The following is a 14,236-nucleotide window of genomic DNA, read 5'->3' as shown; positions in this document are numbered from 1 at the left end:
GTTATTAAACCGATGGAGACCGTCGGCCCTAGATTTTTCTCGGTGATCCTACTCTTCTTGGGATCTTTTATATCTTGTGCCCCAAATAATTCCTCGTTAGACCCAAACATTCTAAAAATGGAAGCCTTACTTCTTCCGCCTATGGTTGCAAAAGGATTCCGTATCGTTTCCACCATAGAATATAATTTTGATAATCCGTATGCGATCGCAGTAGATAGCAAAGACAATGTATATGTAGCGGAAAAATCTTGGACCTGTGACGTACAACATGACTATACTGGAGGATGCCCTTTATACGTAACTACTACTCGCTCTAGAGTTTTGAAGTTCGATCCTTCTGGTAAATTTTTAGGATGGCTTGGATTAGATACGACTGGCAGTACCGGTTTTCATTCTGCTCCTACAAATGCGGTCGCTGCTTTCGGATTAAACCCGGAAGAATTTACCATCATAGGTGGGCTTGCAACGGATGCCCAAGATCGTTTATATGTTTCAGACGCTTATAGGATCCAACGTTTTGATTCTTCTTTAAATTTCGAAGCATGGTTGGGAAAAGCCAGCGACAACACAATTGGTTGGCATACGACTGGCCAGCCACAAGGAAATCCTAATGCTACTCAAGATGACGGTGCCATGAATACATTCGGTGCCATTTCTTTTTATGGAAATAAGATCTATGCTGCAGAAGAAGTGCTGTATTATGTGAATCGCTACGACCAATCAGGAACATACGAAGGTTGGCTCGGAAAAGATACAAATGATGTGAAGGGCTGGCATACTCCATTAGCCGGTGTGAGTTATTTTAGAGGAACCTTCCACGGAAATGATATAGGGGCTTTTGATATTGCAAAAGACATAGCAATCGATCCTACTAACGGAAATTTATTAGTAGTGGATTCAGTACATGATCCTGTTCTTTCCATTTGGGCTCCGGATGGAACTTATCTCAATGGTCTTTTTCACACAGGCAGCACTGGTACAGGAGAAAAACCTTATGCTATCGCGATTGACTCCTTCGGTAATGTGATCATCTCGGATATGTACCAAGGAACGATTCGCGGATACAATTCTTCTCTGCAACAAAGGGCGACCCTACAAGTAGAACTCCCTTCTATTCCGAATGTATACTATCCGATCGTGGGGGCGAAACTCACAGTAGCAAGTAACGGCTATTTATATGCAGTTCACCAGACTTGGAATCGGATCCTGAAAATCAAGATTGTATATTCAGAGTGGTAAGGGTCCGGCCGCGTCCTTCGGACCAGGCTCTCACCTCCGGTCAAAAAATCGCATTCGCGATTTTTGTGACCCCGGCTCGATCCTTCGCGGGTGCTAATGCAATATCCTTGACTTCCCGGCATCGACTGAAAAACTGACTTTCGTAACCCGTCGCGAGTGTGGTGAAATTGGTAGACACGCCAGATTTAGGTTCTGGTGCAGTAATGTGTGGGGGTTCGAGTCCCTCCACTCGCAAAAACTTTCCTCTCCCCAACAATCAAACATTCTAATAAAGTACATCCTGAGGCCGACGAAGCACGCCGCGGAACCGAGTCGAGCAGGATGCGAGACTGTGCAGCGGGCGAGTCCACTTCTTATTTTAAAATTTCAAATTCCTATATCTTCTTGCAATATGCAAGTGATTGATCAGAGTGAATCAGGTAAAATGTATGACGAACGGTAAAAAAAGGTCGGATTGTCCAATAAGCTGCTCTCTAGATATTTGGGGAGATAAATGGTCCTTATTAATTATAAGAGATCTGATGTTTGCAAAAGAATGCACCTACGGCGATTTCCTAAAATCTAAAGAAGGAATCGCAACCAACATTTTAGCTTCTAGATTATTGACTCTGGAAGAAAATAAAATTATCGAAAAACACGATCATCCTGATAGCAAAGCAAAAGTGTTATATAAGCTTACTAGAAAAGGGATCGATCTACTTCCCATTCTGCTCGAAATCAATTTATGGGCTGAAAAATATTCAGACATACCTGCAGATAGGAAGGCAATGTTAAAAGAAGTAAAAAAGGATAAGCTGGGATTCATTAAAGCAATGACCAAAGAATTGGAAAAGACCCTAACTTGATCGTCCCAGCAGATCATTTTAGTTTCAGACTTGATTTACTTTTTTTAGAATAGCCCCTTCAAAAGTATTATAAGCGAATCGTTGTAATGTTAGGAAAAGAGATGCACCTTTTCCGACGGGATAACTGAATTTGGGTGTTTTTTCATTCACAATCTTCAGTATCGTATTTACGACCGGCTCGGGGCCGGGCGCATTATCAAATTCTCTTTTTGTAAACTCTACAATCTTCTGACGAAAAGAATCGTATTCTCTTATTGTCCCTTTTGCCGAAATCGAATTGTCGCCTATATTCGTTTTGAAAGCCATTGGCTCGACCACACTAACTTTGATATTAAATTGATTTAGTTCGAATCGTAACGATTTGAAATATCCTTCTAATGCATGCTTTGAAGCTGAATAATAAGAAACGTTCGGAAGACTGATCAAACCTAGAAAAGAACCGATAGTAATTATTTTTCCGGATCTTTGCTTTCTGAAGTAAGGCAGCAATTCATTCGTAAACTTAACGGTACCCCAAAAGTTCGTTTCTAATTGTTGTCTTCCGAGTTCTATAGAGGTTTCTTCCGCCAGTCCCTTTACTAAATAGCCGGCGTTATTGATCAACACATCTAACCGATCTATTTCACCGAATAATAATTTACCGAAGGAACCAATGGAATTGTCATCTGAGATATCCAACGGTAATAATTTGAATGGAACTTCCGATTGGGACTTTTTGGGGTTACGACTTGTCCCGATCACAGTATGACCGTTTTCGTGCAGCGTTTTTGCGATCAGCAATCCGATCCCGGAAGAAGCGCCCGTTACTAAAATTGTTTGTTTCATCTTTTTGTCCAAAGTTTTACTTGCATTTTACAAGTAATTTGACTCTATTCAACTTGCAAAATGCAAGCATTTTTCAGTCCACTCTTTAGACAAAGCGCAAAAATGTTAGATTATTTCATTTTTCCAATTTTGAAACAATGGCAAAATCGCTTCTGCTAACGCCAGGTCCGACTTTTCGGTAATTTTTAGATTGTATGGATTGGATTCCACTAGTCTAGAAACGATACCCTCACCTTGAGCCCATGTACATAGATCTGTCGGTTCGGTTGTGGATTGTTTTTCTAAGATCTTTTTCAGGATATCTCCCCGAATCCCTTGGGGAGTTTTCATAAACCAGATCTTCTCTCGGTTTAAAAATTTCAGACTGTTGTTCTCTTCTTCCAAAACTGTTTCGTGATTTCTTGAGGCAAGAGTGGCCACTCCGAATTTTTCCGTCGCACTAGATAATCTGTCCAAATCGTCAGGAGAAACAAACGGTCTCGCGGCATCATGGATCAATATGATATCATTTGCAGAAAATTGGATACTATGAATCCCGGCTAACGTGGATCCGTGTCTAGTGTCTCCGCCTTCTACGATTCTATCTCTTTCCCTAAGAAGGGGAGAACAAAGTGTTTCCGAGTTCAGAATATAATCTTTATGAGATACTAGTACTATACTTTTAGTTTTGCCCCAGTCTAAAAAAATCTCCAGACTATGGAGTAAGATCGATTTACCGTTTAATTCTAAAAATTGTTTCGGAATATCCGACCGCATTCGGGAACCAGTTCCTCCCGAAAGAAGTAGTAGATAGATATTACCCGAGGGAAACCAAGAGTTCATTTTGTAGGATTTGTTCCAGAGTTTGTCTTTGTCTTACAAGTTTGGTCGTTCCATCAGTATCGATCAATACCTCAGAAGTTTCCGGATAAGAATTATAATTCTTCGTGGACATAGAAGAACAATAAGCCCCCGTTCCTTCCATCACCACTAAGTCTCCGACCTCAGGAATCTGTGTGGTCCTAAGTTGAGGCCCACCTCCTTCTTCCTGTGTGATCAAGTCCCCACTCTCGCAGCAATGTCCCACATATACAAAGTCCCCTGTCTTTTGTTCTGACTTTTCTTTTTGTGGAATGACTATCAATGGATGTTTTGCCGCATATAAAGCAGGTCGTGTATTCACGTCCATCCCCATATCAAGTTTTACGAAAGTATATCCGCCCTCTCCAGTGTAGACAATATCATCCACCTGAGTCAGGATTGCTCCGTTATTCACCATTAAGAAGGAACCGGGCTCTATTTCCATTTTGAGTTGGATTCCTTTTTCTTTGGCATAATTTTCAAAGAGTTCCTTTACCGGTACTCCAATCGACTGCGGATCGGTCGTTTTTTCACCGATCATTCTTCCAACTTTGAAACCTCCGCCTAAGTTCACAGTCTTACAATCCGGAAATTGAGCTGCGATCTCTAAGGTATAATGTGCAACGGCCTTCCAAACTTCCGGATCGGAACCTGAACCGATGTGAGTATGAACTCGGACAAGTTTGAGTCCGTATTTGGAAACGATCTCTTTTACTTTTCCAATCTCTTCATGCCAGATACCGAAGGAGGATGTTTTACCTCCTACATCCGTCTTCTTTGTGGCTCCGGAACCCAAGCCAGGATTAAAACGCACGCTTACTTCTTTTCCTGGAAATAATTTTCCGAATTCTTCCAGCTGCCTGAGCGAACATGCGTTGAATTGTACTCCTTGGGGAATCAAATCCTTCAAGGATCTTGCCAATTGTTGGGAAGTGAGCAGAATATCGGAAGGTTTGAATCCTGCAAGTATCGCACGTTTCACTTCATGTTCGGAAGATGCGTCGATATGTATGCCCTTCTTCTTTAATATTTCGAGAACTGTGCGTCCTGGATTGGCTTTCATTGCAAATCGAACGGTCAGACCGAAAGCGTTAGGGAATGCGAGTGCGTCATCGCAACTTTTCTCGATCCCTTTGCGAGAGTACACAAAAAGTGGAGTTCCGAAATTTGTTGCGATTTTTCTTGCTTCTTCAGGGGTCAAAAATTTAAGATTTTCTATTGATTGCATAGGGTTAGAGGGTTTTCTAGATAGTTCTAGGCCATCTTTTAGAGCGGTCCGGGTTTTTTCAAAGGCAAAATTCCGATATGGCAGGCAAAATCACTCATCTCGAAGCTCTCTCCCAAGTCTGCAAACATCTGGATCACGGAACTGTAGAACAAAGAAAGATCGCAAAACTTTTAAGAGAAGAAGGTACTCGTAAGTTTGCCAATATAGGTGCGATCGCTCCCGATATTTTTTATTTTTATCATGTTCTTTCTCCTGTTCGGACCAAAAAGGCGCTCCCTTGGGGAGATCTAAGCCATCACGAAAACGTTTTAGAATTGATCCTGAATTTTTTGGACGGAGTCCTCACTGTTGAAGAGGGAATTTACAGAGATCGTTTTTTAGCATTCACTTTAGGTTATATCATTCACTGTGCTGTGGATATCGTCACTCACCCTTATATCTTTTTTATCTCCGGCGATTATTATAGTCCGGACAAACAGATCAGTTCCAAGGCACAATACAATCATATGAGAGTAGAGTTCGCTTTGGATTCCTGGCTTCTGGATTTCAGATGGGGAATGACTCCAAAAGCATATGATTTCGTACAACATGTGGATCTGATCTTTAAAGGTAAAGATGGGAAGAAAAAAATGGACCCAATGCTTTGGAACTTTTGGCTAAAAGGTTTAAAAGCGACTTTCCCGAAAGAGTTCAAAGAAAAATATATCGGCTCCGAAGAAAAGATCATCCCTGGAGACATTCTGAACGAATCTTTCTTAGGTTATTTGTATTTTCATAGATACTTGGATTCCAGAAGCAAGATAGTAAGAGCGGCACTTAGCTTCCTAGACAAGATCACTATGCACAAAGTAAATTCTTCCGTTCTAATGCTTCCATTAAAAGAACATATAGATAAAAGGATCATGAACGAAGAAAAAAGAGAATGGTCTTATCCTGCGGACCCGAACCTGATCCGAAACGATTCTTTCGTGGAGCTGATCAATAAGGCATGTGAAGCTGCAAAAGATGCGGTGACAAATGCCTGGGGTTATGTTCACGACAAAACTTCTCGTTCTTCTATGATCAAAGAATACCAAGGATACAACTTAGATACCGGACTTAGGTTCCATGGTATAGATAAGATGCGCCAATTTTCGCCTTTATAAGAAATCAGAAATAAACCAAATGAAACACGAACCCGTAGATTTTTTCACAAGATATTTCGTAGTACTTTTTAGGGACAGGATTCAATCCCGCATGGATTCTTCCGATCCTGTTCGTAAACTTTTATATCTTGTTTTGGGACTCATCTTCTTAAACGGATTTTTATTCGTATTCTCCGTTAAAGATATTTGGCAGGTTCCTAAAGCGGATCGTTACGAAAAACCTTCTTTACTCTTCGGACTCAATACAGAAGGGAAATACGAACCTATCGCAGAGTTTTATAGGTTTTCCAGAGTGGTGATCACTGACGAGGATCTTCCAGGCGGCTGGGAAGAAAATAAAGTCATCCGTTGTTTTGTTTCGACGGAAGATAATAATTTCAGATCCCACAAAGGATTGGATCTTCGAGGGATTTTCAGGGCCACAATGGTAAACCTTCTTGCAGGAAGAGTAAAAGAAGGTGCCTCCACAATCACACAACAGGTTGCAAGATTAAAGTTCTTAAATACGGAAAGATCCTTTTTACGTAAGGCAAGAGAAGCTTGGCTAGCACTACTTCTTGAATTAGTATTCGATAAGAAAACCTTAATAGGTATCTATCTAAACGAGATCCCTCTTGGTCATGGGACAATCGGCGTAGGCGCCGCGGCAAAATTCTATTTTAGAAAAGACATCAAGGACTTAAGCTGGGGAGAAGCTGCACTTCTCGCAAGTTTGACCACAAGACCCAAGGAATTTTCTCCCTTAGTGAACCCGAATACGTCCGCATCCAAGGTGAGAGTTGTATTCAAGAAGTTAGTCGAAAACGGGATTCTGGATGTGGAAACCGCAGAGAGAGAATTCGAAGCATTCTCCGAATATTATATAACTTTAAATCGTTCCCCTAACGATTCTGCTTTCTCCGATCGTCTCAACAGATTCCCATATTTTACCGAATATGTGCGAAAGAACCTGGCCCGTTATATACCTTCTCAACAAATCTATGAAGGTGGCCTAAAGATATATACCACCCTAAATATACAGCACCAAGCCCAGGCGGAAAAGGCGCTTGCTGCAGGATTAAAACAACAGACCCAATTATCCAACCAAAGAGCTTTTACAAAAATCGACTCATTCGAAGATTCTTATGGTTCTACCTACAAACTTTTGGCGGAACTTCACGACCTTCCTGAATTCAAATTTAAGATCTCCCGTTCTTACAGAACATTCAATAGAGCCTGGCAGGAAGAATTTAGAGACGACTTATCCGTCTTAAATTTGATCTCAGGCACAGAAGGTTTAGGAGAAGCAATTGACTGGAATTATAGGACCCAAGCCACAGAAGATCACCTATTACCTGTGGAAGGCGCGTTAATCTCCATTCGTCCGGACACGGGTTATATTACCGCAATGGTAGGAGGTTCCGGATTTAGGTCGGATAACCAACAGATCCGCGCATTCCAAGCATATAGACAGCCTGGTTCTGCATTCAAACCTTTGGTATATGCGTCTGCGATGGAATATTATCATGAACATCCGGATGATAAGAAGAATGTTACGGCAGCTTCTTTATTTGATGATTCTCCGCTTCAATATGTTTTAGAAGACGGGGACGAATGGAACCCGAGTAATTATTCAGGAGAATATTCCGGATTCATTCGATTAAGAGAAGCACTTGAACTTTCCAGAAATAGTGTTGCTGTTCGACTTCTTGAACATACTGGTCTGAATAATCTTCTGCCAAGACTCGAAAAACTTTTACAGGTAGAGAATAGAAATCTACCTAGAGACTTTTCAATCGCATTAGGAAGTTTTGAAGTTTCTCCTTATGAACTCGCAAGATCTTACGCGGTATTCGCTTCCGGAGGAAAACAAGTTTTCCCTCTCAGCGTTTTGTATGTAGAAGACGAACAAGGAAATCTGATCAAAGATTTCAGAAAAGAATTCGAATCGAAAGAAAGGAAGAGATTACTTTCTCCCGAAACAAGTTACGTAATCACTTCCATGATGGAAGACGTGATCAAAAAAGGAACGGGGACCGGAGCAAGGTCTTACGGACTCACGCGGCCTGCTGCAGGAAAAACAGGGACCACAAATAATTTTAGAGATGCATGGTTCGCAGGTTACACTCCGGAACTAGTAGCGGTCGTTTGGGTGGGATATGACACCGGAACACTTTCGCTCGGCAGAGGAATGTCAGGTGCAGTAGTAGCCGCTCCCATCTGGGGAAGATTTATGGCAAATGCACTCGTCAAAGAAAAATCCAAATCATTCGATTTTGGAGACGCAAAAATTGTGCGCAGGACCATCTGCTCCATCTCCGGAAAACTTCCAGGTTCTCATTGCTACCAAACAGAAGAGGAAGTATTCGACAAAGATACAGTTCCAAAAGAAGTCTGCGATGACCATAGAGGAATGAGCGAGCCGGATCCGACTCCCACTCATACCACAGACCCAGGAACGACTAAAAAGAAAAAACCGAATCTCTTTGAGGGAGACGAGGACGTAATTAGATAAGGTCTCGTGCAAAAAGAGTTGTCGATTTCGGAACCGCCCACCAAATAGATGAATCAGCAGTCAGGAGTAACAGATGGCCATCGGTAAGGATAATAATAACAGCGTAATCGGCCCAGGTTCCATATTTGAGGGCAAATTCTATATCGCTGGTTCCCTACGTATCGACGGAAAATTCGAAGGGGAAATTAAAACCGACGACGCATTATTTATTGGAGAAACCGGTAAGGTTCGCACTAACATTTCCGCAAGAGAAGTGATCGTAGCAGGCACCTTGATCGGAAATATTAAAGCGGAATCAGAAGTCCGCTTGGAAGAAACTGGACGTCTCTTAGGGGATATTATCGCTCCCGCTCTTTCCCTGGCAAAAGGTGTGGTAGCGAAAGGAAATATCACCGTAACCGGAGGCCAAAAGAAAGACGTTAAAAAGATCGTGGAAGAATCTTTTGGCGGCACAAGGACATTGGACAACGGAAAGGAAGAATAACTCCAGGCCTCGAGTTCTTTTTCCCACCTCTTAGATTTGTTCGAATCAAAAACTCGGGTGGTTCTCCACCCGATCGACCGATACTCAAAGTATGATCTTCAAGAAGCCCAGGCAATTGACCGCAGGAAAAGAAATCCTCCGGACCGATAATTTCACCCTGATCTACCTGGGCGCCTTCCATTTCCATTATTCCTTTTATTTCAGAGGAAACCTGTATCACGGAAACCTAGACTTCCGAAGACGTAAGTTCCGCGTTATTCCTCTTGTAGCATCGGTTATCTTTATGGTCCTATTTTTAGGAATTTGGATGAGCCCGTCTAACGCTTCTATGGAATCCGCATCTACCGAAGTAACTGAAAACGATTCGGAAGACTTAAAAGCCAAAAAAGGCGACGAAAAATTTTTAGAAGAATCCGAAAAAGCGAAACTTACCATCTTAATGGCAAACGAGATCAAGAGCGTTTCCGATAAAAAGAAACAACTTAAAGTAGTTACTTACAAAGTTAAAAGGAACGAAACTCTATCAGAGATCGCAACTCGTTATAAGGTCTCTATGGAATCCATTGCAGGTTCCTCGAGTATCAATCTGGAAGAAACTCTATATCCGGGACAAATATTACAGATCCCGAATAAACAAGGTCTATTATATAAATTCAAAGCGGGAGATACAGTCGCAAAAGTTGCTTCCCTTTACAAAGTAAACTTAGATGAAATTTTAGAAGAGAATAAACTGGACGATCTGGATATTCTTCGTCCGGGCCAAAAAGTTTTTCTTCCAGGCGCTGTGATCCCTGATCCCGCACCTAAATGGGTGGTTCCTGTTACTTCTCATGTGGTTACTTCTAATTACGGATGGAGAACCTTTCCGCAGCATAAATTCCATGAAGCGCTGGACTTAAAAGCCAATTACGAAGCAGTGATGGCGGCTCGTAACGGTAAAGTTGTTTTCTCCGGATGGATGGGTGGTTATGGAAACGCAATCGTAATCGAACATAACGACGATTTCAAAACATTATATGCTCACAATTCCAGACTGAATGTAAAACGTGGGGATTACGTAGTCGCAGGCAAGAAGATCGCAACCTCGGGATGTACAGGTTACTGTTTCGGTCCTCACTTACATTTTGAAGTCATCCAAAAAGGGAAATCGGTAAACCCTGGAAAATATCTAAAAGGTCTCAGTTATAAAAGAGGCTCTAAGCCGAACCATTAAGATTTTATGATGTTCCGATCTTTCTTTTTTATTGCCATTAGTTTTGTTCTTACCTTAGGCTGCGGACCTTCTATTTCCGAACATCTGGACAAAAGGACCAATTCCCAATATTCTTCTACTCATGGGATCGAAGTATTTTTTAATACTTCCAGAGCGGTCAATCCAGGGACACAAGTCGCTTGTTCTAATTCTTATTTTCTGAATTTCGGAAATATGGGAACCCAATCGGGCTCCTGTTTGGTAAATGTTCCCGCAGACAGAGAAATAGGTTCCCTACCCTTCGGTCTGGGAAATAAAGAAAAATCATTTCAATTCCTGGAACACAGAGTCGGTATCCAAGGCAAAACCAAAGAAGAACAGGAAAAACTTTGGTGGAAAAGAATAGAAGAAGATCCTTTTGAAGAAGTGATCGTATTCGTGCACGGATTTAACGTGAGTTTCGAAGAAGCTATTTTAAGAGCAGCTCAACTCAAATACGATCTAAAATTTCCGGGAAAGGTAGCTCTTTATACTTGGCCTGCGGGAGGAGACGGTTCCATGTTAGGGACCTTCTTCCTGAAAAACACTTACGAAAAAAATTTGGTGTCTGCAAGAAGTAGCAGGGATTCTTTCAAATATTTCCTGAAAAGAATGGTCTCTACCAACAAAAAGATCCATCTATTAGTACATTCTATGGGCCATCAGGTGGTTTTAAATTCCCTTTCTGAACTTTCAAAAGAATCCGGAAACAAACCTTTCTTGAAAGAACTCGTATTGAATGCGCCCGATTATGATACAGGTGAATTCATACTCATCTTAGATAGTTTATTAAAATCCTCGGAAAGGATCACATTATACTGTTCTCCCGGAGACTCCGCATTGTTTGCCTCTGCTCAAATCAACCAGACAGGGAGACTAGGCGCCTGTTCCAAATTTCCAGGTGTGGATGTGGTCAATGTAAACCCGATCGACTCCTCTTTATTGTCATTAGGTCACGGATATTATTCTTCCCGTCCGATCTTGACCGATCTATACCAATTGTTTTTGGGCTTGGGAGCGGAGAAGAGGCTGTTCATCCGCAAGTCCTACGGAAACGAAAACTATATTCTCCGAAATTAAATCCTTCTAAATCTGCATACTATTCACCTGTTCCGCAATTCACGTTAGACGATATGTCAAAATATTTCCGATTTTAGTCCGAAAGGATTAGGGAAGTTATTATATACTGATAGTTGTTTCAAAAAAAATTACAGGTCTATAAGTAGTCTTTACAAAAATCCCGCTTATATTCGATTTTACTTGCAAAGAAGGCTTTCAAATTCTTTTGCATATTTCCGCAGATATTTTCATTCACCATTTTATATTAATATAGTTGAAACAATCGGTTTTATTCGTAGATTAGAAGTATGCTCACGAAACCTAAGATCCTAGTTGTAGAAGATGAGATCATAGTCGCGGTCAACTTGGGTCAGAAACTTAAAAAATTAGGTTACGATCTTGTGGGTATCACATCCTCCGGTGAGGAAGCCATTCAAAAGGCGGAGGAAAATCATCCTGATCTAGTCCTTATGGACATCAATATTGAAGGTAATCTGGACGGGATCCAAACTGCGGAACTCCTACGGAACAGATTCCAAACACCTGTTATTTATCTTACGGCATATGCGGACGAGAACACCCTGAACAGGGCAAAAAGGACCCAGCCTCTAGGTTATATAGTCAAACCGTTCGAATCGGACCAGCTTCGTTCTTCCATCGAAGTTGCTTTGTATAAAAACGAACTGGAACATAGAAACCGCAAAAATGAAGAATCCTTAAAATCCACTTTGAATCAAATGGAGTCCGGGATCATCACCACCGACGAGAATGGTCTCGTATTATTCTGTAATCCGGTGGCGGAAAAGATCGCAGGATTAAGCTATGCGGAATCCATCGGGCTTTCCTTAACGAAGATCTTAAGATTAGAAGATTCGAACTCTTCTTCGTATACTCTTCCACTGTCAGATGTACTGACTTCTCACCAAACAATTGAGAAAAATGGAATATTCACGATCGATGGGATCGGAAATAAAACTGCGGTTTCTATTCAGATTTCCCCCATCTTAAACACGGAAGGAAAATCCAGCGGTTCAATCACTGTTCTGCGTTTGGGAGAGTCGGATAATACAAACCAGTCCTACTTGAAAGAGATCCATCATAGGATCAAAAACAATCTTACCGTAATTTCTTCTTTGCTAAGCATGAACGCCTCCAATCTGAAGGACCAAGAGACCTTGGATATTTTCAAGGACAGTCAGCATAGAATACAGGCAGTTGCCCTTCTGCACGAAGTGCTTTATGAAAATCATGATCTATCTTCCATTAGTTTTGACCTATACGTTCGCAAACTTACGGACCTTCTATTCGAAGTGTATAAGGTAGATCGTTCTAAGTTTAAACTAGTATTGGATATCCAAACTCCTAAGATCCCAAGCGAGATGGGAATGAACTGCGCGTTGATCATCAATGAACTTCTGACGAACTCATTCAAACACGGGTTCAAAGATAGAGAGAGTGGCTCTATATTGATCCGCTTTAGTTTGAACGACGAACGATATTTCTTAGAAGTCAAAGACGACGGCGTCGGTTTATTAGACACGACGCCTCAGACACGCAATTCAGGCTCTTTGGGACTTTCTTTGGTGGATTCCTTTGTAAAACTTCTAAGGGGAAAATTGAAATTAGAGAACGAAAACGGCTGCAAAGCGACCCTCAGCTTCCCCGCAAAACACGAGACCTAAAAAACGTTTTACTCGTCGGCCGAATCGGATAACTCTGATCCCGATGAAGACAAACTTTGAATTCTTTGAAATCGTCGAGAGAGAAGACGGAGTAGCTATCGTCTTCTTAAACCGTCCCGACAAAAGAAACGCAATGAACTGGAGTTTCTGGAGAGATCTTCCGGACGTAGTGGAAGAGATCAACTCCAACCGTAAAATCCGTTCTTTCGTAATCGCAGCAAAAGGAAAATCATTCTCAACAGGTTTGGATCTGGAATCATTCTTCCAAGAATTCGGCCCCATAGTGAGAGGGACATACGCGGACGATCGCAAAAAACTCTACGAACTCATACTCAGAATGCAGAAAGGGATCAACGCGGTATACGATTCTCCTAAACCTTCCGTTGCCGCAGTCCAAAAACATTGTATCGGTGGAGGACTAGACCTCATCTCTGCTTGCGATATTCGTTATGCAACTTACGATGCAAGCATCTCTCTTAGAGAAGCAAAAGTAGCAATCGTTGCGGACATGGGTTCCATCAATCGTCTTCCTTCTATCATAGGACAAGGAAATACAAGAGAACTTGCCTTCACCGGAAAAGACATAGACGGAGAGGAAGCCTTGAGAATGGGACTGGTCTCCAAATTATTCAAGACTCAAGACGAACTTTTAGAGGGTGCGGTCGCTACCGCTTCCGAGATCGCCGCCAATCCCAGAATCGTAGTAGAAGGAACTAAGGAAGTGATGAATTTTTCCGAAGGAAAACCTTTGTCAGTAGGTTTGAACTATGTCGCAGTATGGAATTCCAGCTTTCTGGATTCTAAAGATTTCAGAGAAATACAGACTGCCTTTGTCGAAAGAAAAAGACCGGAATATAATAAAGATTAAGATTCTTTTTTCAAGGGGATATTGAAGTACATGGATGTGGGAACTCCTACAACGATATGTAGAATTCCTACATCCTAATTAAACGTACAGATCCAGAAGTCTGGATTTTCCTTCGGAGGCCTGGGCTTGTAATTGAGCCTCTACGTTTAGCTTCAAAAGTTTAGAATTCATATCAGACTGAGCTTGGAATATTTCTCTAGGCAGATTGGCGATTCTTTCGATCATGAGAGATTGGCTGGTTTGGCTACCGATTTCCATTTTCTTTACCTCGATTAAAGTGGGGATTTTTTCTTTCC

General features: G+C 41.6%; 13 protein-coding genes and 1 tRNA gene. 10 read left to right on the top strand and 4 right to left on the bottom strand.

Going from position 1 to position 14,236, the window contains the following annotated elements:
* The first annotated feature begins 117 nt into the window (after positions 1-117).
* From CH352_RS02685 to CH352_RS02675, 3 genes are all read left to right on the top strand, one after another.
* Positions 118-1,239, top strand: a complete 1,122-nt coding sequence (locus CH352_RS02685; RefSeq protein ID WP_243396264.1) for an NHL repeat-containing protein — start codon at positions 118-120, stop codon at positions 1,237-1,239.
* Positions 1,240-1,391: 152 nt separating this feature from the next.
* A tRNA-Leu gene (locus CH352_RS02680) sits at positions 1,392-1,473 on the top strand.
* A 194-nt stretch (positions 1,474-1,667) separates the two neighbouring features.
* Complete coding sequence (locus CH352_RS02675; RefSeq protein ID WP_100706290.1) at positions 1,668-2,084, top strand: winged helix-turn-helix transcriptional regulator; 417 nt, start codon at positions 1,668-1,670, stop codon at positions 2,082-2,084.
* 24 nt (positions 2,085-2,108) lie between these two features.
* Here CH352_RS02675 and CH352_RS02670 read toward each other — a convergent pair whose 3' ends face one another.
* The 3 genes from CH352_RS02670 to CH352_RS02660 form a co-directional block, all read right to left on the bottom strand.
* Positions 2,109-2,909: an SDR family NAD(P)-dependent oxidoreductase gene (locus CH352_RS02670; RefSeq protein ID WP_100706291.1), complete on the bottom strand. Its 801-nt coding sequence runs from the start codon at positions 2,907-2,909 to the stop codon at positions 2,109-2,111.
* 105 nt (positions 2,910-3,014) lie between these two features.
* Entirely contained in the window at positions 3,015-3,731 is a 717-nt protein-coding gene (locus CH352_RS02665; RefSeq protein WP_100706292.1) for an IspD/TarI family cytidylyltransferase, read from the bottom strand.
* Entirely contained in the window at positions 3,706-4,977 is a 1,272-nt protein-coding gene (locus CH352_RS02660) for a diaminopimelate decarboxylase (protein ID WP_100706293.1), read from the bottom strand. The genes CH352_RS02665 and CH352_RS02660 overlap by 26 nt, the downstream gene beginning before the upstream one ends.
* A gap of 77 nt (positions 4,978-5,054) precedes the next feature.
* Here CH352_RS02660 and CH352_RS02655 point away from each other — a divergent pair, with 77 nt between their 5' ends.
* The 7 genes from CH352_RS02655 to CH352_RS02625 all read left to right on the top strand — a co-directional run bounded on the left by CH352_RS02655 (position 5,055) and on the right by CH352_RS02625 (position 13,940).
* Positions 5,055-6,122 carry a zinc dependent phospholipase C family protein gene (locus tag CH352_RS02655; RefSeq protein WP_100706294.1) on the top strand — a complete coding sequence of 356 codons (1,068 nt, stop codon included), beginning with the start codon at positions 5,055-5,057 and terminating at the stop codon, positions 6,120-6,122.
* Positions 6,123-6,141: 19 nt separating this feature from the next.
* Positions 6,142-8,616, top strand: a complete 2,475-nt coding sequence (locus CH352_RS02650) for a penicillin-binding protein 1A (protein WP_100706295.1) — start codon at positions 6,142-6,144, stop codon at positions 8,614-8,616.
* A 73-nt stretch (positions 8,617-8,689) separates the two neighbouring features.
* A complete protein-coding gene (locus CH352_RS02645; RefSeq protein WP_086446969.1) occupies positions 8,690-9,100 on the top strand; it encodes a bactofilin family protein in 411 nt (136 codons plus the stop codon).
* Between the two features lie 91 nt (positions 9,101-9,191).
* Positions 9,192-10,313, top strand: coding sequence for a peptidoglycan DD-metalloendopeptidase family protein (locus CH352_RS02640; RefSeq protein WP_100706296.1), 1,122 nt, complete (start codon positions 9,192-9,194; stop codon positions 10,311-10,313).
* 9 nt (positions 10,314-10,322) lie between these two features.
* Positions 10,323-11,411, top strand: a complete 1,089-nt coding sequence (locus CH352_RS02635; RefSeq protein ID WP_100706297.1) for an alpha/beta hydrolase — start codon at positions 10,323-10,325, stop codon at positions 11,409-11,411.
* 287 nt (positions 11,412-11,698) lie between these two features.
* Positions 11,699-13,072 (top strand): histidine kinase dimerization/phosphoacceptor domain -containing protein, encoded by a 1,374-nt coding sequence (locus CH352_RS02630; protein ID WP_100706298.1) that lies wholly within the window; start codon positions 11,699-11,701, stop codon positions 13,070-13,072.
* 43 nt (positions 13,073-13,115) lie between these two features.
* The gene (locus tag CH352_RS02625) at positions 13,116-13,940 is read left to right on the top strand and encodes a crotonase/enoyl-CoA hydratase family protein (protein ID WP_100706299.1); all 825 of its coding nucleotides are present in this window, start codon (positions 13,116-13,118) and stop codon (positions 13,938-13,940) included.
* Positions 13,941-14,018: 78 nt separating this feature from the next.
* Here the strand turns inward: CH352_RS02625 and CH352_RS02620 are convergent, their stop codons facing one another.
* Positions 14,019-14,198 (bottom strand): hypothetical protein, encoded by a 180-nt coding sequence (locus CH352_RS02620; protein ID WP_100706300.1) that lies wholly within the window; start codon positions 14,196-14,198, stop codon positions 14,019-14,021.
* Positions 14,199-14,236: the final 38 nt, after the last annotated feature.

Source organism: Leptospira hartskeerlii (assembly GCF_002811475.1).
GTDB classification, from domain to species: Bacteria; Spirochaetota; Leptospiria; order Leptospirales; family Leptospiraceae; genus Leptospira_B; species Leptospira_B hartskeerlii.
Note: the sequence above shows the minus strand (reverse complement) of the source record. Positions and strands in the feature narration are given on the sequence as shown.

Coding starts and splice junctions, on each gene's coding strand:
- CH352_RS02685 (WP_243396264.1), top strand. CDS start 118: ATGGAAGCCTTACTTCTTCCGCCTATGGTTGCAAAAGGATTCCGTATC.
- CH352_RS02675 (WP_100706290.1), top strand. CDS start 1,668: ATGACGAACGGTAAAAAAAGGTCGGATTGTCCAATAAGCTGCTCTCTA.
- CH352_RS02670 (WP_100706291.1), bottom strand. CDS start 2,909: ATGAAACAAACAATTTTAGTAACGGGCGCTTCTTCCGGGATCGGATTG.
- CH352_RS02665 (WP_100706292.1), bottom strand. CDS start 3,731: ATGAACTCTTGGTTTCCCTCGGGTAATATCTATCTACTACTTCTTTCG.
- CH352_RS02660 (WP_100706293.1), bottom strand. CDS start 4,977: ATGCAATCAATAGAAAATCTTAAATTTTTGACCCCTGAAGAAGCAAGA.
- CH352_RS02655 (WP_100706294.1), top strand. CDS start 5,055: ATGGCAGGCAAAATCACTCATCTCGAAGCTCTCTCCCAAGTCTGCAAA.
- CH352_RS02650 (WP_100706295.1), top strand. CDS start 6,142: ATGAAACACGAACCCGTAGATTTTTTCACAAGATATTTCGTAGTACTT.
- CH352_RS02645 (WP_086446969.1), top strand. CDS start 8,690: ATGGCCATCGGTAAGGATAATAATAACAGCGTAATCGGCCCAGGTTCC.
- CH352_RS02640 (WP_100706296.1), top strand. CDS start 9,192: ATGATCTTCAAGAAGCCCAGGCAATTGACCGCAGGAAAAGAAATCCTC.
- CH352_RS02635 (WP_100706297.1), top strand. CDS start 10,323: ATGTTCCGATCTTTCTTTTTTATTGCCATTAGTTTTGTTCTTACCTTA.
- CH352_RS02630 (WP_100706298.1), top strand. CDS start 11,699: ATGCTCACGAAACCTAAGATCCTAGTTGTAGAAGATGAGATCATAGTC.
- CH352_RS02625 (WP_100706299.1), top strand. CDS start 13,116: ATGAAGACAAACTTTGAATTCTTTGAAATCGTCGAGAGAGAAGACGGA.
- CH352_RS02620 (WP_100706300.1), bottom strand. CDS start 14,198: ATGGAAATCGGTAGCCAAACCAGCCAATCTCTCATGATCGAAAGAATC.